Genomic DNA, 21,558 nt, shown 5'->3' with positions numbered 1-21,558 from the left:
GGTTTCCTCGGCATTCATTTGCGCGAAATTCACATCGAAACCCATCGCACCGGCCCGCGCGTGGGCATAGCGTACTACCGGTCCACCCACATCAATTCCCCACACCTCTGCATCGGGAAATATTTCCTTGAAAGGCAGGGTTGAATGGCCGACGGTGCAGCCCATGTCCAATATACGTTTTGGTGCAAAGCCATCGAGGTTGCGACGGATATAATTACAGACCGAGCGGCCTTTGTCGTCATTGAACGGGCCGCCAAATCCCATCGAGTAGAGATAGACCCCGCGTTCATAGAGAGCACCTGCAGCAAAACCTTCGGCATCTTTCGAATCATAGCCGCCGGGCATACAGTGAATGTCCAGCGCGGTGACATAGCGTGGTACTTCCATCGCATCATCGAGACGAAGTTCGCCGCCTTTGTCTTCATGTGCGGCGACTTCACGGCTGAGGCGAGGCCAGTCACGCTCCAGCGTGTCGATCACTGAATGCCAAATCATTTCCTGCGCGCTGCGGGTCAGCGCAGCATAGGCCTGAAAATAAGGCTGGTTTTTCATCGTCTTACGCACCTGATGACGGCTTTCCAGATCGACGCCCTGAGCACTCGATTCGTGCGCAACTTTATGAAAAAGTGGAGTCAAACCGGGCAGGATGGTACGTTGAATATAGCCGCGCATGCCCTTGGCAAATTCCTGCCGACTGCGTTCGTCATGAGTCGGCCGGGGCAGAACAGGATGGTCGGCCTGCTGAAAAATATTGTCTACTGCCATGGTATCATCCTCTCTCGTCTTTGATGAAATGGCTCACCGCGTCAGCCCAGGCTTCGCTCTGTTGGTCGACGATATCAATGCCGCCGCCTTCTAACTCGACAAAAACAAAATCGGGGCGGACACGCTTCGCTTCGTGCGAATGGTGGTTGATCATATCACCGCTGTTGGTCAGCAGCATAGTAGGCTGAGTTATCAATGGCAGGCGCGGTGCCTGATCATACATATAGGCGGCATGATGCCCCCACCAGAACTGTCCGCGGCCCAGTAGTGCCTGAACAACGTAATCGCTGATACGATCCAGTGATATTGTGCCATCCGCAAAACGGTGGCGGATGTCGAATAGTTCGGCCATGTGTCCGGCATGCTCGCGCGCTGTGAAGTTCTTTTCCCACACGTGCAGGTTGGTAAGAAAATCGTTCCTGTCCTGCTCACTGACTAGCAACGCACCGTTTATGATTAGCCGCTTGATCCGCTCGGGAAACAGGATGGCCGCTTCGGTTGCGGCGAGTGCGCCTGTATGATGACCCAGCAGGGCCGTCTGCTTTATATCCAGGGCATCGAGTACGACTGGAACGACAGCCGCATAGTCTGCCACGGTCGGTGTAGCAGGCGTTGGGTCTGATAGGCCGAAACCCGGCATGTCTATGCCGAGGGCTCTTATTCCTTGTTTCGCCAACGGCTCGTATACCATGTCGAACTGACCCGATGTCATCGGTGCCTGATGCAGCATGACAAGCGGCGTACCGGTACCGAGCACCTGGTAATGAACCTGCCCATAGGGCCCATCGGCATAGCCGCGGCGCGGGCGCGGGGTTTCAGATATCGCCATGAGCCACCTTCTCCAGAACCTGTTCATAGGTGCCATGGTCGTCACGTTCTTCCAGTTCGGCACGTTGCTGGGCAAAGATGAAGAACACCCGGTCATAAAGGCTGTTACGCGCTGCTTCGCGTGACTTCAGGGAGGCTTCATCAAGTTCGAGTGCTTCGATCTCGCTTGCCAGGTCTGTGCCATGCTTCGCCATGACGCGCTCCGCCGCATCAACCCGATCGCGTAGAACCGAGAGCTCTTGCGTAAGCGCGAGCATCATGCTCATCAGTTCGTCGACGCCCGGTGTATCGTAAAAGCCCGGACGCTTGCCCCGTACAGTACGGGGCAGAGTCGGTTTGTCACTCATGATGTTTCCTTTCCGCCAATCATTGCAAGCGCAGCATCAATATCAGCCAGCGGTTTTACATCGGCATATTTATAAGCCATGTCGAACAGGTTTACCGCATGAGCCGCGGGACTGCGGTCATAGACGCATTCTTCCGGAACCGTAACGTGAAAATTGTACGAGAACGCGTCCACCACACTGGAACGCACGCAGCCGCTGGTAGAACAGCCGGTTACGACGACACCATCGCAGCCGAGGTCGATCAGGTAGCTGGCAAGCGGTGTGCCGTAGAATGCACTGGGATGCTTTTTTGGTAGCAGAACATCATCTTCCTGCGGCGCGATTTCTTCGACAAAACGATAACCGTCTTGAGCAATAGTCATTAATTCTGGCACCTTGGCGGCCAGGCGACCCTTGTCAAAAGACTGTTTGGGAGCGACATAAGGATAAATGACGGGCAGGTTGCGTTCACGGAACCGCTCAAGTAGCGGCGCGATATGCCTTACTGCTTCCCAGCCTGTATCGCCACAACTGGTCTTGAATTCCTCGATACTTTCCCAGAACGGAGCTTCGCGCGTGCCAATCGTGCGATATTGCACATCGATAATTAAGAGCGCCGGCCGCTTGCCAAGTCCGCCCTCGCGTCCAAAGCCAGCAGCGCGGTAACGGCGTTCTTCTTCCTCTGTTACAATATTTGACCAAGGTCGGTTCATGATGACTGCCCTCCCTCATAATGTTGACGCAGTGCATCCCACTCGGGGGTGCGAACCATGCGTTGGCGTTCGGGAAATCCGGCCAGCCGGTCTGATACTTTGCACAACGATCCGTCGGTGTGCAGGCCATGCAGGACGTGCTGCATTCCAGCGACAGAAGCTTGCAAGGCGGCATTGGCATAGAGCACCAGACGATAGCCCATATTGCCGAATTCTTCGGCGGGCAGGGCCGGCGTCTTGCCACCGTGCACCACATTAACAAGATGCGGACGATCATTTCGCGATGGAGCATCGCGAAGCTGCGCTTCATCGGTCATTGCCTCGATGAACAGGATATCGGCCCCTGCCTCGGCATATAATGCCGCACGTTCAATGGCTGATTCATAACCTTCGGTCGCGCAGGCATCGGTACGACCCATGATCAACGTATCCTCGCTGCGCCGTGCATCACAGGCGGCCCGGATCTTGCCGATCATCTCGGCAGCGGGGACAACTTCTTTCCCTTCGAAATGTCCGCAACGTTTCGGGAAGACCTGATCTTCCAGCTGGATGACAGCCGCACCTGCCGCCTCCAGTCGCCGCACGGCATGATAACAATTGACCGAGTTGCCATAGCCGGTGTCCGCATCGACGACGAGCGGTAGGTCCACGACACCGCTAATCCGTTCCACAACATTCGCCATGTCAGTCAGATTGAGTATTCCGATATCAGGCAAACCAAGTTCCGTGTTCGCGACACCTGCCCCGGTTACATAAAGCGCCTCAAAACCGACATCCTGTGCGACACGTGCAGCAAGCGGGTTGGCAACACCCGGCAACAATAGTGGCGCGCCATCCGAAAGCCGTTTCTTGAATTCGCTTTTTTGCATATCTGCTCCTCTCAGGTTAGCTGAGGGTACCGCTATATCAGGGCACTGAAAAAGAGAGACGAGGACTGATATCCGCTTGTTGAACAGATTGGCTGGCTGCCATTAGATCGAGCAGCCCCAATTGTTATTATCCAACTTAAGATGCGAACGACAGTCGATATCCTTACCGGGTTTCTCGGTAGCGGCAAGACAACGCTGCTCAACCGGCTACTCGCAGACGGGGCCTTTGCCGACACTGCGGTTGTGGTAAATGAACTGGGCGAGATAGGGCTTGATCACTTGCTGGTCAGTGAGAGGACCGAGAATGTCGCGCTTCTCGAAGGTGGATGCCTGTGCTGTGCTGTGGTCGACTCATTACCGGAGACACTGCTGGACTTGTGCCGGGGCCGTGCCTCAGGAAATCTGCCGCCATTTCGGCGGGTCGTGATTGAAACCACGGGGCTGGCAGACCCTGGCCCGATCCTGCGTGTCCTGAATAGTAGCCCACTATTGTCACATTTTTTTGAAGTGGGTGTGGTCATTGTGACGATCGAACCCTGCGACCTGAAAAAGCGGCTGGACCGACACCCGGAGGCAAGAAGGCAACTGGCGCTGGCGGACCGAATAGTTTTGACCAAGACCGATGTCGATGGACCGTTTTCGGATGAAGCGATGGCCATATTACAGGCTGCAAATCCACTGGCAGAAATCCTTAAGGCAGAAGAGATTGCCAGCGACCCTGCAAGACTGATGCGTCCCGCGCGGCGGTCCGCAGATGACAATTACAAACATTACGCTGGACCAGCCGGTCATACTCATGCCGTCCGGGCTTTCAGCCTTCCCGTAGAGGGCGAGGTGACGCGCGCGGGAATCGCAGCGCTGGCGAAAGTGCTTGGCAAAAAGATTGGCGAACGGCTCTTGCGCTGCAAAGGGATCGTAAAGGGAGCCAAAGGGCCGTTATTGGTTCAGAGTGTAGGGCCGAGCCTGTTGAGCGAGCCACTGCCTGTTATCCCGGGTGGATTACAATATCATCTGACATTTATCGCCGAAAATTGTGAAGAAGAGGATTTCTCCTCTTGCCTGCACTGGCTTTTTATACCGGAAGGCAGCCAGCCACCGGTACAGGAGGAAATCGAATGAATTGCGATTTGGTTATTTCTAACGGCACCATTGTTGATCCGGTTGAAGGCTTGGTCCACCGCGATATAGCCGTCTCGTCCGGTCTAGTCGTTGGGCAGTTCATGCCGGGCCATGCTCCGGATGCGACTGAAATACTGGATGCCACCGGCATGCATGTCTTTCCCGGACTGATTGATGCGCACGTTCATTTCGGTTTTGCCCAGCCCATCACGGAATATAGCAGCGAAACGGCCTATGCCGCTCAAGGCGGGTTTACCTCGGTTCTCGGCTATTTTCTTTCCAGTGAATCATACAAGGATGTATTCGACGCCGAATTTGCTCATGCCAGGCAAAGGGCGCTAGTCGATTTCGGTTTCCATTTCAGCGTTACCAGCGAGCGACATCTAGAAGAAATGAACGACTATGTTACCCGCTTTGGAGTCAATTCGTTCAAGTATTTCATGAACTTCAAAGGGGAAGAGGGACGGTATCTGGGCCTTGATGGCACCGATGACGGATATTTCTATGCCCTACTCGAACGGGCAGCAGAAATTGGCGAGGTTACCATCGTGGTTCATACTGAAAATATCGAGTTGGTGAATCGCTTTCGACGCAGTTCGATCATGTCGGGGGGCGACACGCTCAAGGACTGGAATCTATCCAAGCCCAACTTCACAGAAGCAGAAAGTGTTATCCGGGCACTGGCTTTTGCCGAGCATCTGGGCGCAACGATTTATATCCCGCACATCAGCACGCGGATGGCGCTTGACGAAGTACGCCGGTGGCGTGACCGCTACGACCGGGTTTATGTAGAAACCTGCCCACATTATCTTACCCACGACTGGGATGCGGATATAGGAGCTATTGGCAAGGCTAATCCTCCGTTCCGCAGCCCTGATGATGTTGCGGCGATGTGGGAAGGACTGGCGGATGGATCGATCGATGTCGTCGCCTCGGACCATGTGCCGCGTAAGCGTGCGACGAAGGAAACATCGGTCTGGTCTGCTTCACAGGGATTTCCCGGTACAGCTACGATTCTGCCAGTGTTGCTGCACCATGGTTATCATGCCGGTCGATTGTCTCTGCCACGTATTGCCGAATTACTGACTAGTTCGCCCGCTCGTATCTTTTCAATGAACGGCAAGGGTAGCCTTGCGCCGGGTAGCGATGCGGACATCACGTTGGTCGATATCGACAAGGTGAAGAATGTGGACCCCGAAGCATTGGGATCATGGTCCGATTACAGCCTTTACGAAGGTCAGGCATTAAAAGGCTGGCCGATCCGCACCATCCTTCGTGGGCAGACAGTCATGCTGGACGGCACAATCACGGGTGAGGGCGGATATGGCCGCTACCTCACTCGTTCGCCTGTATCTGGCAGTTCCGTCGGTTCCTAAGCCGGCAACGACGCTTACGCCGACGCGGGTTTGTTTGCGTGGCGCAAGGCCTTTGTGAGCGACGGGATTAGCAGGAAGCTAAGCAGGAAGAAGGTTAGCGGTACGACAGAATAGATCATAAGGACACCGAACATCGCACTGTCGCTTTGCTCGATTATTCCACCACGAGAGGATTCAAAGCCAAAGAAGGACAGTATCACGCCCGCAATGAGCGGGCCAAGTGCGAAGGCCAGTTTTTCACTAGCCGACCAGATACCGGCATAGCTTCCTTCCATCGAAACATGGCCTTTTTCTTCGCCAAGGTAAATGCTGTCGGTAAAGAGCGATGTAATCAGAAGAATGAAACCTACGTTCGTCATCCCGATCAAACCACCGCGCAGTAGTATCAGCAATTCCTTGACACTCACTGTTCCGATCAAAGGGAGCGATACGGTCATTTGTGCGCCATAATCAATCGCCACCCAAGTCAGCGTGATCACGCACCATCCAATACACAGCCACATGAACAGTGGCAGTTTGCCCATAGTACGGGATAGCCTCATCCAGAGTGGCTGTACGCACAGGCCCGTAAGAGACATTATGATAACGAATGGTAACAAAAGACTGACGTTTCCGGCCAGATAGATGAAGACCATTGCAACCACAGTGTAGGAGCATGCCTGCCCGACTGTCTGAATCATGTGGATACTGAGTAAAATCCGGAAGGGACGATTACGCATCGTGATAAGAAATTGCTCACGCAGCGGCGGCGGCGCTTCTTTGGGGACTGGTACGCGTGCCAGAACGGGTCGCAGACCGAGGGCGCTACCCATCATGGAAACCATACATATCAGTCCGAAGATCAGACCCATGGCATGCCAGCCGTCATATCCGCCGCCGAACCAGAATACTGTGGGCTGCGCTACTCCAATGCCGAGCAAAACGCCCAGAGTTGCAAATATCATGCGATAGACAAAAACACGTGTGCGCTCATGCGTATCGGTGGAAAGCAGCGCTGCGATACCGAGATAGGGGACTGAAAATGCGCTGAAGGCTGTCATGGACAACAGGAATATCATACTGACAAGGGCTGCAGTTGCAATTTCGGATTCAAACCCTGACACGCTGAACAAAAAATAAAAGCCCAGACTGGTAAGCAAGGCCCCTGTAACCAGAAAGGGGGTTCGCCCATTCGTTCCCGCTGTTCTGTCCGACCATGCGCCTATCAAAGGGTCGCAGATAATGACCCACAGCTTTGGTATCAGGATTGCAATCCCGGCCAACCATGCCGGAATTCCAAGGATCGTCGTCATAAACACTGGTAGCAGTGCGGCCGGTGTGTCACGGAATATCTGAGTTCCCGTTTGTCCGACACCATATCTCATCAGGACGTTAACTGGCAATCGGGTTGAGCCAGGCGTTGAATTTTGGTTCAAAAATAAAATCCCATAAACAGTGTTAAGAGAGGCTGACAGGAATGATGGACAGGCGCATGCGTCTGCTCCCAGTTTATTCGACCTGCGGAGAAATCTATTGCGGGGGTTATCATAAATCTTGTTTCAGTAGCGCCGCCGGGCGCTCTGGTCCGTAGTGTCAATTTGTTATTTGGGCGGGTCAGTCTCCACCAGGCGAATAGCGCGCCACGTATCTCTGTTAGTCGGCGACTGTCAATGCTCTTTCGAATATGAAACTTACACGAAAGAGAGTGTGGACATGGCTTATCGATTGGGTGTTGACGTGGGCGGGACGTTCACGGATCTCCTGCTGTTTGATCAGGATACCGGCGCGTTTTGGCGGCACAAGACGCCGTCTACTCCGCATGACAGTTCCCAGGGAATCCAGAACGGTCTGCTCGCGATTTGCGAGACGGCAGGTATTCAACCTTCGGATATCGAGTTTTTCCTGCACGGAACTACCGTTGCTACGAACGCTATGCTGGAAGGTAAGGGTAGCCGGGTAGGGCTGGTCGTCAGCGAGGGTTATCGCCAGGTAATGCAGATTGCCCGCAGCTTTGTACCGGGCGGACTTGCGGGTTGGATCGTATGGCCAAAACCGGAGCCGCTGGCTGCCCTGGAAGATACGGTCGAAATTGAAGGCCGTATGGATGCCCGCGGCAATGAAGTGAGCGCAATCAACGAGGCGCAGATCCGCGCCGAGCTTGAAATCCTGCGCGATTCGGGGATCGAAGCACTTACAGTCAGCCTTATGAACGGCTATCTTAACGGCGCACACGAAACACGAGTGGGCGAACTTGCGGCGGAAATCATGCCGGATATTCCCGTCTCGCTCAGCCACGAAGTTCTGCCAGAGATGCAGGAATATGAAAGAACGCTGACCACTGTGGCCAACGCGGCAGTGCGCCCGATCGTGGGGCGCTATGTCCGCAATTTGCGTAGCCAGTTGCGCGATGCCGGTATGGCCGGTTCGCTCTCGCTGCTACGCTCGGATGGCGGATTGATGAGTTCCGAGAAATCCGAAGAGCATCCAGTCTCCTTGTTGATGAGCGGCCCTGCCGGCGGTGTGACCGGAGCACTTTGGGTCGCGAAGAATGCGGGTCTAAAAAATATCCTGACGCTCGATGTGGGCGGAACATCGACAGACGTTGCCCTGATAGAAGATCTTGAAGCGCGGCGCGTTCGCACTACCGAAGTTGGCCATCTTTCGGTCCGTGCCTCGGCACTGGACGTGAAGACAGTGGGCGCAGGGGGCGGCTCGATCGCCTATGTGCCAGACCTTACCGGCGCTTTGCGTGTCGGTCCGCAATCTGCGGGCGCAGAACCAGGTCCGGTCGCTTATGGCAAAGGCGGCACCGAAGCGACGGTGACTGATGCAAATGTTGTGCTTGGCTATCTGCCCGAAAGCCTTTTGGGCGGAAGCTTCAAGCTGGACCGAGAAGGTGCCAAGAAGTCGGTGCAGGCTGTCGCCGACAAGCTGGGGATCGGTCTGATGGAAGCTGCTCGTGGCATCATTGACATCGTGAACGAGAATATGTTCGGTGCGCTGCGTATGATTTCGGTGCAGCAGGGCTATGATCCCCGCCATTTCGCTTTAATGGGCTTTGGCGGAGCCGGACCACTTCATGTCAATGCCGTCGCGCGCCTGATGGGGAGCTGGCCAGCCGTCTCGCCGGTCAGCCCCGGTGTATTATGTGCGCTGGGCGATGCAACGACACGCATGAGGACCGAGGCCGCACGCAGTTTTTCCAAACGGTTTGACGAGACCGATGAGGCGAATGTTATCGCGATTCTTGAGGAAATGTCCTCTGAAACCCGCGCTGAACTGGAGGCAGAAGGGATCGACCCTGCCGACATCTCTACGTCGTTCGAACTTGACGTGCGCTATGAAGGACAAGCATTCGAGGTGCCGCTTTCCATTGATCCGGAAACCCTGCGTGCCGATGGTCTATCGGCGGTGCAGGCCCGTTTCGATGAAGAGCATGAACGGCTCTTCACCTTCAACATGAACAGCCCACATGAACTGGTTAACCTGCGTGCTGTGGCGGTTGGTCCAGCGCTTGATTTGGGGCGGTTCAACTTGCCGGAAGGTAATGGCGACCCAATTGCGGCAAAGATGCGCGACCATGAATTGTGGGTGGATGGCGAAATGAGGTCAGCTACTATCTATGACCGGTCCAAACTACGCGCGGGCGATATTATTCCCGGCCCGGCCATCGTCATCGAGATGGATTCCACGACCCTGATCGAAGCCGACTGCATCGGCAATGTCGACAGTGTCGGCAACATCTTCATTAACCTCGCCTGAGAAGGAAAGGAATACGTACAATGCCCGCAAGGATCATCCAGGCCGACGATACCCCCTTTAAGACCGTCGATATTGACCCGGTCACACTGGAAGTTATCGAAAATGCGCTTCGTAACGCTCGCGTCGAAATGGACGCAACCCTTGTTCGCACCGCGATGTCGCCCGGCATCCGGGAACAAGGCGATGCTTTTCCGTTGATCGCTGATAGCAAGGGACGCATGATTGTTGGTCAGTTCGGCAGCTATATCGGTCCCTTCCTGGAAGGATATGACGGAACTGTGGAGGAAGGCGATCTGATTTTCCTGTCCGACCCTTATTCTGTTGGCGGCGCTATCAGCCACTCCAATGATTGGTTGGTTCTGATGCCGGTGTTCAAGGACGGGCGGCTTGTTGCTTATACTTCTATGTTCGGCCATCAGTCCGACATTGGCGGCAAGGTTCCCGGATCAATGCCGATCGATGCCACCAGTATCTTTCAGGAAGGCGTCCGCATTCCACCGGTCAAACTTTGGAAAAAGGGCGAGTATAATGAAGAGCTGTTGAAGCTGGTGATGCATCAGGTCCGCACGCCGGAATGGTGCTCCGCTGACCTTAATGCCCTGATCGCCGCCTGCCGGGTAGCAGCGCGCCGGGTTATCGAGATGTGCGAACGGTTCGGTGATGATGTTTATGCTTCGGCCACTGACCTGCTGCTTGATCGCAACTATCGTGCGATGAAAAAGCTGGTCGAGACTTCGGTTTCCGAAGAAAAAGTAAGCTTCGAAGACTATATCTGCGACGATGGCATGGGATATGGTCCATATAAAATCCGTTGCACGATGTGGCGGGAAGACGGCCGTGTGATTCTTGATTTTGACGGTACCGATCCGCAAAGTCAGGCGTCGATCAACTTCTTGCTTAACGAAAACATGATGAAGATGTTTTTTGGCATCTATATGATCATGGTGTTTGATCCGCAGATTCTGTTCAATGACGGATTCTACGATTTGATCGAAGTGCGTATCCCCGAAGGCTCATTGCTGAAACCCAAATTCCCTGCCGCACTGTCTGGCCGGACCCACGCGCTGGGCCGTCTGTTCGACATTCTTGGTGGTTTGCTGGGCCAGAAGACGCCTGAGTTCTTGAATGCAGCCGGCTTTTCGTCCAGCCCTCATCTTTTCTATGCCGGGACGGACAGCAACGGAAAATGGTTCCAGCTGTTCCAGATCGGATTCGGCGGCATTCCGGGACGCCCGCTTGGCGATGGGCCTGATGGACATTCGCTCTGGCCCGGTTTCACCAACGTGCCGGCTGAATTTCTCGAACGCTATTTCCCGCTGCGTATCGAGAAATATGAAACTGTAGCCGACAGCGGCGGCGCCGGACTGCACCGTGGCGGTAACGGGATAAACATGATCTATCGCTTCCTTGAACCGGGCGTCATTGCCATCCATGATGATCGCTGGTTCGTGCCGCCTTGGGGCGTAAACGGTGGTCTGCCTGGCAAGCGCGCGCGCAAGGTTCTGGTCAAGACCGATGGGACAGAAATTGTCATGGGTAACAAGGTTGAGGATTATCCCGTTGAAGCCGGTGACCAACTGCATTTTATCACCTGGGGTGGTGGCGGCTGGGGCGATCCGCTTGATCGCGATCCCGAACTGGTCCTCAAGGAAATCGTTCAGGGTCTTGTCACCGTCGAAGGTGCGCGCGATTATGGTGTCGTAGTTGGCGATGACGGGGTTCTGGATACTGATGCGACGGCAGCGCTGCGCGACAAGATGCGCGACGAACGCGGCGTAAGTGACAGCCCGTTTAATTTCGGCCCTGATATTGAGACATTGCGTGCGAATTGCCTAGAGGAAACCGGACTTCCCGCTCCGAAGCAGCCGATATGGCACAACAAAAAGAAAGCTGCGGCGTGAGCGATCTGCTTAATGATTACAAGTCAGGCGGTTTTGGAGGGGCGCTTGGGCTTGGTAGCCGTCCAGCGTTGCTGCTGGTCGATGTCGTTATGGCCTACCTTACGCCCGATTGTCCCCTATATTCACCTCGCTTTGAAGCGGCTGCGGAAAGTTGCGAGCGGTTGGCCAAAGCTGCACGGCTTAAGGATGTGCCGGTGATTTTTACCAACGTCGTCTACCGGGCCGGCGGTCGCGATGGCGGGTTGTTTTATAGCAAGGTCCCGGCGCTTGAATCCTTTCTCGAAGGATCACCGCTCGGTAAGTTCCCACAAGGTTTGCAACCACGCGAGGATGAAGTGGTCGTTACAAAGCAATATGCCTCGGCATTTTTTGGAACTTCCCTGGCTGCAACACTGACCGCAATGGGTGTGGATTCGCTCTACATCACCGGATTTTCGACTTCGGGTTGTGTCCGTGCCTCGGCGCTGGATGCCATGCAAAGCGGATTTGTGCCGATGGTCGTCGCCGACGCCTGCGGGGATCGGGATGTCCGGCCGCATGAATCGAACCTGTTCGACTTGTCACAGAAATATGCGGAAGTAATAAGCGAGGCAGATGCGATCGCGCATATGGACAGCATATCTGCCACCTCGCGCTGATCGCACCTTCATTCTCAGTCAAACATGATGATTTGCCGGATGCCCTGACCTTGGGCCATACGGTCCATCATGGCGTTGATCTCGTCCAGTCGATGGGTGGAACTAACCAGTTTTTCCACCGGTAGCCGCCCGGCCTGCCACAGGGCGATATAACGTGGAATGTCACGGGCAGGAATGGCTGAACCCATATATGACCCGATCACCGTCTTGCCCTCTGCCACCAGCGACAGAGCCGGAATGGTGAAGGGGTCGCTGGGTGGCGGCAGGCCGACCGTTACAACCCGGCCACCACGCCGCGCTGTGTGATAAGCAGTTTCCAGAACTTTACCGCGGCCAGCCGTTTCAATCACTACGTCCGGTCCGCCCGGCATGATTTTCACGATGGCGTCGTCAAGGGCCGCCGGTTCAACGCCATGTGCGCCGATCTCTTTGGCGATGGCATTCTTTTCAGTCATCGGGTCTACGCCAATTACATTAGCTGCGCCGCTTGCCATCGCTCCCATCACGGCTGCCAGGCCGACGCCGCCAAGGCCGAAAACCACGACATTTTCGCCGGGTCTTATCTGCGCGCTGTTCATGGCGGCGCCTACGCCGGTCAGCACCGCGCAACCGAATACGGCGGCGATTTCGGCCGGAATATCGGCGGGGACTTTTACGACTGATCGGCGGTCGATCACGGCATGGCTGGCAAATGCCGATACGCCGAGATGGTGATGCACGTCATGGCCGCATTCGTGAAGACGAAAGCCGCCATTGAGCATTTCACCCTGCCCATTTGCAGCAGCGCCCCTTTGGCAAAGATACCCTTCGCCGGACATGCAAGGCACGCACTCGCCGCACGCCGGCAGGAAGGCCAGCACGACCCTGTCACCCGGTTCGAACGTATCAACGCCGGGGCCAACCTGTTCGACGATCCCTGTCCCCTCGTGGCCCAGCGCCATCGGCACCGGACGAACTCTGTCACCATTTACGACAGAAAGGTCCGAATGACACAGTCCCGCAGCTTCCATGCGGATCAGCAGTTCATCGGGGCCGGGCGGATCAAGAACAAGCCGGGCAATGCGCATTGCGCCATTCTCGGCATAAGGGAGTGGATTATCGCCAGAACGGTCGAGAACCGCTGCATCTATGGTCCGTGTAGTCATCGCGCCCACTTCCGGTCGAATTCCCATACCTTTTCGAACCCGATCAAAGAGGAAAATTCCTTGAAATTAAAGATCGGAATGTCTGCCGGTTCCCCGTCTAGGTCATCACGCAGTCGTAACAAGGCCTGTTCCATTGCATGTGCGGCGGCGAGACTGGTCAGCGAAGGATATATACCAAAAGCGAAGCCGATTTCTGCAAGGACATCGCCCTTGATCGGGGGAGTGGATCCTCCATTGGACATGTTGACCATGACAGGAACATCAAATTCTTTGCACACTGTGTGCATTTCTTCTTCGCTTTCCAACGCCTCGGGGAACAGCACATCTGCTCCTGCTTTGGCATAAGCTTCCAGCCTCCGCAATGTTCCGTCCAGTCCTTCAGCCTGACGCGCATCGGTGCGAGCGAGAACCAGCATATTTTTACGTGCAGCGGTGGCGACCTTCACCTTTTGAACCATATCCTCGATCGGCACGACCCGGCGGCCTGGTGTGTGGCCACATTTTTTCGGGAACTCCTGATCTTCGATCTGGATCGCGGCTATACCAACGGCTTCGTATCCCCGCACCGTATGATCCACGTTGAGTAAGCCGCCGAATCCGGTGTCCGCATCCGCGATGAGCGATATTCCGGTAGTCCGGCGTACCGTCTCCATTCGGTCCAGCATCTGGTTGTAAGAAACCAACCCGGCATCAGGCAACCCGTATGCCGAGGCGGTCAGCCAATAACCGCTACCATACATGATTTCGAAGCCTACTTTCTTGGCAATAACCGCGGCGATCATGTCTTGCACGCCGGGGACGACAAAAAACTCACCGGAGGCCAGTTTTTCTCGCAATGGGAATTCAGACATTTTAATTATACTCCTTTTGGGCCTCGCTAGCCCATAGCCATGGCGCTTCGGCACGCTGGTTTTGTTCAAAGTGCGCAATGTTCTGCGCGTAGAGGGAAAGAATACGGGTTGTCTCGTTCCAGCCGTTGAGCAGAGACTCTCGTTCTGCCTCGCCGATCATGAAAGGGACTCCTTCGCCCTTGCAGGAAACAGTTTGACTCGTCAGATCTACTAACAGTTGCTCACTAGCGTCTGCCGCCATGCGCAACATTGCAATCCGACTTTCTGCAACAATGCCTGCTAGAATTCCGTTATTGGCGCAATTGGTTCGGAATATCTCGCCGAATGAAGGGGCAAGTATGACCTTTACACCCAAAGCAGCCAAGGCCCAGACGGCATGCTCACGGCTTGACCCGCACCCGAAGTTGCGTCCAGCAATGAGGATGGGCGCACTATGGTCGGCGCCGATACGCTTATCACCATTGCTCACCCTGTCAGCGAAAGCATAGCGAGCAAGCCCTTCACGCTCCGTGATCAACAGAAAGCGTGCAGGGTAAATGATGTCGGTATCGACATCATCATCCGGCAGGGAAATCGCGTGAGCACTAATGGATGAAAATTTGGTCACACGGTTTTCCTGATATCTGCGAGGCATCCCGCGATAGCCGATGCTGTGACGGTGGCCGGGCTGGCAAGGTGGGTGCGCGCACCAGGGCCCTGCCGACCTTCAAAATTGCGGTTGCTGGTAGAAACGCAGCGTTGACCGGGCGGTATGAGGTCGCCGTTCATCGCTACGCATAACGAACATCCTGAATTATGCCATTCGAATCCTGCGGCCCTGAAAATAGTGTCCAAGCCTTCGGATTCGGCTTGCGCCTTGACCTCTCCCGAGCCCGGTACAACGAGAGCAGTGACACCAGATGCGACTTTACGCCCGCGAATGACCGCTGCCGCCGCGCGGAGGTCCTCTATCCGCCCATTGGTGCAACTCCCAATAAAGGCGTAATCAATCGGAAGCCCTTCGAGAGGGCGGCCTGCTTCGATGCCCATATAGGCGCGTGCCTTCTCGGTGCTCGAGCCACCGGAACTATCAGGTACCGGGGCATCGATTGCTCCAACTTGGTCGGGAGAAGTGCCCCAAGTTACTTGAGGACCAATATTTGAGGAATCTATGGTGAGTTCCTGATCGAATTGTGCATCAGGCTCGCTAGGAAGTTTTCGCCAAGCAGTGATGGCGTCGTCCCAAAGAGAACCCTCTGGTGCGCGTGGGCGGCCATGGAGATAGTTGAAGGTCGTGTCGTCGGGCGCAATAAGGCCGGTGCGCGACCCGGCCTCGATTGCCATGTTGCATAGGCTCATGCGTGCTTCCATCGACGCAGCGGTAATAACAGATCCGGCAAATTCTATGACATGACCGCTGGCTCCCGCAGCACCGATCTTGCCGATCAGAGCGAGGATGAGGTCTTTCGTCGAAACTCCTGGTTGCAATATTCCATTAAATTTTACACGCATCGTTTTTGCGCGATTCTGCCATAGGCATTGGGTCGCCATGACTGTCCCGCACTCGCTGGCACCTATACCAAAGGCGAGAGCACCAAATGCACCGTGTGTCGCGGTATGGCTGTCTCCGCAGACTAGCGTGATACCGGGCAGGGTAAAACCCTGTTCGGGAGAAATGACGTGTACGATCCCTTGACGGCTATCCTCCAACGGCAGCAGTTCTATGCCGAACTCGGTGCAATTCGCCTCCAGCAACGCAACCTGGTCATGCGCGAGACCGGGAGGCAACGGCAGGGTTCGCACGCGCGTAGGAACAGCATGATCCGCTACCGCTAGTTGCGTGGCCGGACGGTGCAAGCGCAGATTGTTCGTGCGCAGCAGTTCGAAACTTTGTGGAGTGCTGACTTCATGCAACAAGTGCTTGTCTATGTAGATCAGCGCGCGGCCTGCCGGATCACCGGCGACTACATGGCTGTTCCACAACTTTTCATACATTGTGTGTGATAGGGATCTGGAACTTTCCGCTCGTTTCATCACGCTATAATGGCGCTTCATGTGCACAAGGGCGATGGTTGGTTCGCCTCTGTTCATAACGCGGATAGCTTGGAGCGATTGCAACCCTGATTACTTAAAAGTTCAAAACTCCCTAAAATCGATCACTACCGGTCTCTCGTCACGTGATTTTGCTATTGCTAAGTCGAGAAGTTATCCGCACTGCGAATAAAAAATTTGGAGGGTGGATATTTGCACAGTGGATAATACATGTTTGCGATTATTAAAACGATAGGGTGATTAAGATGAAAAGAGGAGTTCCGATCCGTTCAGTAAGCCGCGCTATCAGCGTCTTGCAAGAGATAAATCAGTGGGGATCGTTGTCTATGATGCAGATCGCGAAGTACGGCCAACTGCCCTATCCCACTGCATTCCGTATTGTGCAGACCTTAATCCATGAAGGGCTGATAGAGCAGGAACCGTCACGCAAATTTTATCGCGCGACTCCTCTTGTCCAGTCGCTGGCGCAGGGATTTCAAGTGGATAGTATCGTGGTGGAACAAGCGCGTAGCCATATCCGTGCGCTGACGCAAAAGATTGGCTGGCCGGTTTCTGTGACCGTACGGGTTGGCACGAACATGGTCGTTCGCGATTCTACCCACTCGGACACGTCGCTAACCTTTGAGCGCTATTATCCTGGCTTTCGTTTGCCGCTGATGGACTGTGCATCGGGCCGGGTCTGCCTTGCTTACATGAGTCAACAGGAACTCGATTCCACGATAAGCTGGATTTCGCAAGTTGGAGCGCCTGAAGAACAGGAAATGATTGCCTATGTCTCGGTCAACACACTCAACAAGATTCGTGAGGAAGGTTATGCTGCCATCGGTTGGGGGCAACACAATCTTACGCCGGGCAAAACATCCACTATTGCGGTGCCGGTCTTTCGTGACGGAAAGTTTGAAGCCGCGCTAACCTTGATTTATTTCTCTGCCGCAATGAAACAAGCCGAGGCGGTCGATCGTCATCTCGAAGATCTTAAGAAGACTGCTGCCGATGTTACTGCTGCATTGGCGGGAAGTGACTTGGGAGCCAGAGGTGATATACAAACAGTTGAACGCTCTTTAAATGACCCATAATCCATCCGCAAGCATCTGTTTTAGAACGAAGGTCCATTGTGAGCCGCTTTTAAATTCGCGGCTCACAATGTAGCTCGTCCGGAAACTGACTATACGCAGTTTATTCAATAGCTGCCGCTCGATCTAGGCTGGTGAACATGGCTTGTTCGAGCATATAACTCTGACGGGCATTTGCATCTTTAGTAAGCATTTCCATAAGCGCTTCCCGAGCCGAAAGTGCGTCTTCGAATGCACGTTTATTTGCAATGGTCTGTTTCTGGACAAACTCGTTCGTAACAGTGCGGCGCTGGCGATCATATTTATCGAGCAGTTCATCAGCATTGCCGTTATCGAAGTATATCTGAGCCAGTTTTTCGGACAAGTTCATTGCATCGTGTATACCTGAATTCATACCGAAACCGCCTAGCGGATTGTTGAGGTGCGCTGCGTCACCAGCCAACAAAACTCGTCCGCGGCGGAAGGTCTTGGCAACTCGCTGATGCACGCGATAGCAAGTACGATGTATTGTTTTGATACTTTCATTTGTGTCCAGCAGGGCAGAAAATAATGCATCCTTGTTAAGGTCACTTGTAACATCGCTGTCAGGCGTATCGACTTGTTGAGGGACTAGTACCCGCCAAAGGCCAGGCACACGCAATAAGACCCACCAGTTGGGCTTATCGGTGACGTAGTTGATTTGTTGCAGCCATGGCAAGTGCTGTTCGATTGGATAGGCGGTCGAAAGAGTCAGGAAGCTTTCAGGATAGGTGAAGCCGTTGAAACCGGTGTTAAGCCATTTGCGTACAGTCGAATTGCCACCGTCAGCGCCGACCAGGTAATCGGCATGGAAAAGACGAATATCGTACGGGCTCTCCACCGCGACTTGCACAGCATTGGATGCCTGCTCGAATTTGGAAACCCTGTGTGAAAACAGCACTTCCGCATTCGGTAAAGCGTTCAACTTTTCTGCGATCAAGCGGGTAAGTTTGTACTGTTCGCACTGCATTCGATATGGGTAAGGTGTAACCTCGCTCAACTCGCTCATGTCGAGAGAGTAAAAGGTTTGGTCCAGCAGATTTCCATACTGATAAATCGGAGCGCGTAGACTTTGCGCCTCTAGCTCTTCACGAAGGCCAAGTGCCTCCATCATCTCAATCGTCGGCGGATGAAAGGTCGATGCGCGCATATCTTCGATACACCCCGCTGCACTTTCGATCACGCGGACAGAAATGCCCTTTAAAGCCAAAGAATAGGCCAATGTCATGCCCACTGGCCCTCCTCCTGAGATGAGGACGTTCGAGCTGAGTTCATCGAATTTCATGTTTTATTCTAATTCCTGCCTGATTAATCGATCAACAACCGGATTTGCGCATCTGCAGCTCCTTCACGCAGGGCGACGCCTGCGCGGTAACGATCGGATGTGATATATGCTTTTGCACTTGCCCCATCGGGGAACCTCGTGACGACTATGCGTTCAGTGGGGTCAACGCTTCCTTCAAGGACTTCCGAGACTGTGCCCTTGACAATGGCTTGACCTCCGAATTCTTCAGCAACGCCCTTTATCGCGGCACCATAAGCGGCAAATTTTTCTGGGTCTTTGATGGTGACCGTGGCGATAATATATGCTGGCATGGTAACTCCTGTTCTTCGGGACAGGACATAAGCGAAGAGCGGCATCAGTAGTTTGCTTGATATGGCCCATATTCGCGCTGCGGAGAAAAGAGTTGACAATATCCCGCTATTTACCACAGCGCGGTATGCCTGTGTTGCGAAAGGCGCTGGTATATACTGCCTAGCGTGATGCAAGAAATTGAACAGGATTCGTAATGCACCTTAATCCCGAACCCATGTCTGCCTCTATCAAGGCGCTACTCGTCAAGCCCGGTGAATCAAAAATGTTGATCGGCGGGCAGTGGGTAAGAGCATCCGGCGGCACAACCATTCCCAGCATTGACCCTGCGACAGGTGAAATGATCGCTTTCATACCCGATGCACAAGAGGCAGATATTGATGCAGCTGTTTCTGCTGCGGCCTCCGCGCAGATTGGCTGGGCAGAGACGCCGCCTGCTGTGCGCGCGGCGATTCTGAACCGGATAGCCGATCTGGTTGAATCGAACATCGATGAGCTGTCGGAGCTTGAATCGCTGGATCAGGGGAAGCCACTTTATGTGGCGCGATGGGCCGAGATTCCAGGTGCAATTGCGCAATTCCGGTTTTTCGCCGGACAGGCGATGGCAATCGAGGGCAAGACAATTACCCCGTCGATCACCTATCAGCCCGAGGGTAAGCGGGTTGAGGCATGGACGTTGCGAGAGCCGGTCGGTGTCGTGGCGGCGATAGTGCCGTGGAATTCGCCTGTTGTGCTGTCCGCGATGAAGCTTGCGCCAGCCTTGGCGGCGGGTTGTTCAATCGTGCTCAAGCCTGCTGAGGATACATCGCTGACAGCGCTTCGACTAGGTGAATTGATAACCGAGGCCGGCTTGCCTGATGGAGTTTTGAATATCGTTACTGGCCGGGGAGCACAGGCAGGTGCATTGTTGGCAGCGCATCCTGGTGTAGACAAGGTTTCCTTCACTGGTAGCACCGCTACGGGCCGTGCAATACTCAATGCATCGAAGGGCAATCTGAAACGGGTGTCGCTAGAGCTGGGCGGGAAGTCACCGGTTATTCTTATGGGCGATGCCGATCTTGACTATGCTATTTCGGGGGCGGCAAACGCTATTTTCTTTAACGCCGGACAAGTTTGTGTCGCGGGGTCGCGTTCCTATGTCCACGCCTCGATTTACGATCGGGTTGTTGAGGGGCTGGCGCAATATGCGCAGGGCATGACGATGGGGCATGGGTTGAACAGTGCAACCCAAATGGGCCCCCTCGTGTCGGCCCGGCAGGCGGAACGGGTAGCTGGATTCATCGAAGGTGCCGCGCGGGAGGGGGCATCGATCGTGGCGGGTGGTAAACGAACTGGTCCTGCGGGTACATTTGTCAGTCCGACTGTTATTGCCAACGTTACCAGGGATATGGAGATCGTGCGCGATGAAGTGTTTGGCCCTGTTCTTGCTGTCCAAAAATTTGAGGATGTGGACGAGGTTGTCGATGCTGCAAACGATAGCATTTACGGGCTTGCTGCCGGAATCTGGACCGAATCGCTCTCTACGGCGCATCGCCTTTCCCGGCGGATCAAGGCGGGAACAGTATGGATAAACTGCCATTCCATGTACGATCCTTCTTTACCTATTGGCGGGATAAAGCAATCTGGTTATGGCCGGGACAGCGGGATTGAGGCGCTGGACAATTATCTGGAAACGAAAACAGTTTGTGCTGTCGTATAGCCGTGGCTTGTCCACACAGCGGATAACTTCGACCTGCTTCGCGCCACGTGTGCTACCTGCGCTATAGTCCTCAATATCTACTCAGGGAATTTGACAAATGCTCAACACCTTTCAGCAGATCCGTCACGACATGCTTCCAGCCGCAACGCCGCAGGAAGCCTCGCGGCAGGAATTTACCAAAAGCCTCAAGCATTATGTACAACAAGGATTGTTGCCTAGGCTAGGGCCGGTTTTCAACGGTCGCGCTGCGCCGCGCTTTACGAGTGCGGAGGGTAAAAAGCCCGCAGATAGACACGACATTCGCAAGGCGATGATTACCGATCCCTATTTTCGTCACTACGCAGCTGTAAACCGGATCAGTCAGGAAATGCTGTGGGACAGTGTGATTGACAGCATTGAGCGTGAGCAGGAATTGCTGAACGAAAATGCTGTAAAAATGTCAAATCGAAACAAAGGCGAGTTGCTTATTCCTGAAGGATTCGAGCCGCCGCGCTATGTCTCTGCGCTTGACATTCACTGTATGCCCGGCGGTTATTGTGGTGACGAGAGCACCGGTGAAGATATCTCGCTTGGCGCTCTATATGATCGCGGCGTTTATCTTTATTCGATGGGTTATACTGGGCCGTTCAACGATGATATGGGGCGTTCGGTATGTAATTATATCCGCCGTAACCTCAATGGATTTGCACCGAAGCGTATATTGGATATGGGCTGCACGGTGGGTCACTCCACCCTGCCTTTCAAGGAAATATTTCCCGATGCAGAGGTGTGGGGAATTGATGTGGGTGGACCGGTAGTACGCTATGCCCACGCGCGGGCCGGTGCGATGGGTTTCGATGTGAATTTCGCGCAAATGAATGCCGAGGAAACC

The 21,558-nt window shown here is 54.4% G+C and carries 20 protein-coding genes; 8 read left to right on the top strand and 12 right to left on the bottom strand.

Annotated elements, in window-relative coordinates; translation table 11 throughout:
* The 5 genes from VIN76_RS00790 to VIN76_RS00770 all read right to left on the bottom strand — a co-directional run.
* On the bottom strand, positions 1-765 hold a 765-nt coding region (locus tag VIN76_RS00790; protein WP_332039910.1), incomplete at its 3' end, for a class I SAM-dependent methyltransferase.
* Positions 766-769: 4 nt separating this feature from the next.
* Positions 770-1,594, bottom strand: a complete 825-nt coding sequence (locus VIN76_RS00785; protein WP_332039909.1) for an alpha/beta hydrolase — start codon at positions 1,592-1,594, stop codon at positions 770-772.
* Positions 1,581-1,940 (bottom strand): hypothetical protein, encoded by a 360-nt coding sequence (locus VIN76_RS00780; RefSeq protein WP_332039908.1) that lies wholly within the window; start codon positions 1,938-1,940, stop codon positions 1,581-1,583. The genes VIN76_RS00785 and VIN76_RS00780 overlap by 14 nt, the downstream gene beginning before the upstream one ends.
* A complete protein-coding gene (locus tag VIN76_RS00775; protein ID WP_332039907.1) occupies positions 1,937-2,632 on the bottom strand; it encodes an isochorismatase family protein in 696 nt (231 codons plus the stop codon). Before VIN76_RS00775 ends, VIN76_RS00780 begins: the two co-directional genes overlap by 4 nt.
* Entirely contained in the window at positions 2,629-3,501 is an 873-nt protein-coding gene (locus VIN76_RS00770) for an isocitrate lyase/PEP mutase family protein (protein WP_332039906.1), read from the bottom strand. The genes VIN76_RS00775 and VIN76_RS00770 overlap by 4 nt, the downstream gene beginning before the upstream one ends.
* Positions 3,502-3,642: 141 nt before the next feature.
* Here VIN76_RS00770 and VIN76_RS00765 point away from each other — a divergent pair, with 141 nt between their 5' ends.
* Entirely contained in the window at positions 3,643-4,620 is a 978-nt protein-coding gene (locus VIN76_RS00765) for a CobW family GTP-binding protein (RefSeq protein WP_332039905.1), read from the top strand.
* Positions 4,617-5,996 carry a dihydroorotase family protein gene (locus VIN76_RS00760; RefSeq protein WP_332039904.1) on the top strand — a complete coding sequence of 460 codons (1,380 nt, stop codon included), beginning with the start codon at positions 4,617-4,619 and terminating at the stop codon, positions 5,994-5,996. Before VIN76_RS00765 ends, VIN76_RS00760 begins: the two co-directional genes overlap by 4 nt.
* A gap of 14 nt (positions 5,997-6,010) precedes the next feature.
* On the opposite strand, the gene VIN76_RS00755 is transcribed toward VIN76_RS00760, so the two are convergent.
* Positions 6,011-7,411: an MFS transporter gene (locus tag VIN76_RS00755; protein ID WP_332039903.1), complete on the bottom strand. Its 1,401-nt coding sequence runs from the start codon at positions 7,409-7,411 to the stop codon at positions 6,011-6,013.
* A 277-nt stretch (positions 7,412-7,688) separates the two neighbouring features.
* Here VIN76_RS00755 and VIN76_RS00750 point away from each other — a divergent pair, with 277 nt between their 5' ends.
* The 3 genes from VIN76_RS00750 to VIN76_RS00740 are packed head-to-tail and all read left to right on the top strand — an operon-like array spanning position 7,689 to position 12,276.
* Positions 7,689-9,737: a hydantoinase/oxoprolinase family protein gene (locus VIN76_RS00750; RefSeq protein ID WP_332039902.1), complete on the top strand. Its 2,049-nt coding sequence runs from the start codon at positions 7,689-7,691 to the stop codon at positions 9,735-9,737.
* A gap of 20 nt (positions 9,738-9,757) precedes the next feature.
* Positions 9,758-11,638, top strand: a complete 1,881-nt coding sequence (locus tag VIN76_RS00745; RefSeq protein WP_332039901.1) for a hydantoinase B/oxoprolinase family protein — start codon at positions 9,758-9,760, stop codon at positions 11,636-11,638.
* Positions 11,608-12,276, top strand: coding sequence for an isochorismatase family protein (locus VIN76_RS00740; RefSeq protein ID WP_332039900.1), 669 nt, complete (start codon positions 11,608-11,610; stop codon positions 12,274-12,276). Before VIN76_RS00745 ends, VIN76_RS00740 begins: the two co-directional genes overlap by 31 nt.
* Before the next feature lie 14 nt (positions 12,277-12,290).
* On the opposite strand, the gene VIN76_RS00735 is transcribed toward VIN76_RS00740, so the two are convergent.
* From VIN76_RS00735 to leuC, 4 genes are read right to left on the bottom strand one after another with little or no spacing between them, the layout of a single operon-like run.
* Complete coding sequence (locus tag VIN76_RS00735) at positions 12,291-13,421, bottom strand: zinc-binding dehydrogenase (protein WP_332039899.1); 1,131 nt, start codon at positions 13,419-13,421, stop codon at positions 12,291-12,293.
* The gene (locus tag VIN76_RS00730) at positions 13,418-14,272 is read right to left on the bottom strand and encodes an isocitrate lyase/PEP mutase family protein (RefSeq protein ID WP_332039898.1); all 855 of its coding nucleotides are present in this window, start codon (positions 14,270-14,272) and stop codon (positions 13,418-13,420) included. The genes VIN76_RS00735 and VIN76_RS00730 overlap by 4 nt, the downstream gene beginning before the upstream one ends.
* 1 nt (position 14,273) lies before the next feature.
* A complete protein-coding gene (locus VIN76_RS00725) occupies positions 14,274-14,879 on the bottom strand; it encodes a 3-isopropylmalate dehydratase small subunit (RefSeq protein ID WP_332039897.1) in 606 nt (201 codons plus the stop codon).
* Positions 14,876-16,285 carry a 3-isopropylmalate dehydratase large subunit gene (gene leuC / locus VIN76_RS00720; RefSeq protein WP_332039911.1) on the bottom strand — a complete coding sequence of 470 codons (1,410 nt, stop codon included), beginning with the start codon at positions 16,283-16,285 and terminating at the stop codon, positions 14,876-14,878. Before leuC ends, VIN76_RS00725 begins: the two co-directional genes overlap by 4 nt.
* 263 nt (positions 16,286-16,548) lie before the next feature.
* Here leuC and VIN76_RS00715 point away from each other — a divergent pair, with 263 nt between their 5' ends.
* A complete protein-coding gene (locus VIN76_RS00715) occupies positions 16,549-17,379 on the top strand; it encodes an IclR family transcriptional regulator domain-containing protein (RefSeq protein WP_332039896.1) in 831 nt (276 codons plus the stop codon).
* A gap of 100 nt (positions 17,380-17,479) precedes the next feature.
* Here the strand turns inward: VIN76_RS00715 and VIN76_RS00710 are convergent, their stop codons facing one another.
* Both VIN76_RS00710 and VIN76_RS00705 read right to left on the bottom strand, forming a co-directional pair.
* Positions 17,480-18,679, bottom strand: coding sequence for an NAD(P)/FAD-dependent oxidoreductase (locus VIN76_RS00710; protein WP_332039895.1), 1,200 nt, complete (start codon positions 18,677-18,679; stop codon positions 17,480-17,482).
* A gap of 23 nt (positions 18,680-18,702) precedes the next feature.
* On the bottom strand, positions 18,703-18,990 hold the full coding sequence (locus VIN76_RS00705) for a DUF1330 domain-containing protein (protein WP_332039894.1): 288 nt from the start codon (positions 18,988-18,990) through the stop codon (positions 18,703-18,705).
* Positions 18,991-19,184: 194 nt separating this feature from the next.
* Between VIN76_RS00705 and VIN76_RS00700 the strand changes: the two genes are divergently transcribed.
* Both VIN76_RS00700 and VIN76_RS00695 read left to right on the top strand, forming a co-directional pair.
* Positions 19,185-20,687, top strand: coding sequence for an aldehyde dehydrogenase family protein (locus VIN76_RS00700; RefSeq protein WP_332039893.1), 1,503 nt, complete (start codon positions 19,185-19,187; stop codon positions 20,685-20,687).
* 97 nt (positions 20,688-20,784) lie between these two features.
* A partial coding sequence (locus tag VIN76_RS00695; protein ID WP_332039892.1) for a class I SAM-dependent methyltransferase occupies positions 20,785-21,558 on the top strand: 774 nt, incomplete at its 3' end.

Origin of the sequence: Parasphingorhabdus sp. (assembly GCF_036568145.1) — a bacterium.
Taxonomy (GTDB): Bacteria; Pseudomonadota; Alphaproteobacteria; order Sphingomonadales; family Sphingomonadaceae; genus Parasphingorhabdus.
Note: the sequence above shows the minus strand (reverse complement) of the source record. Positions and strands in the feature narration are given on the sequence as shown.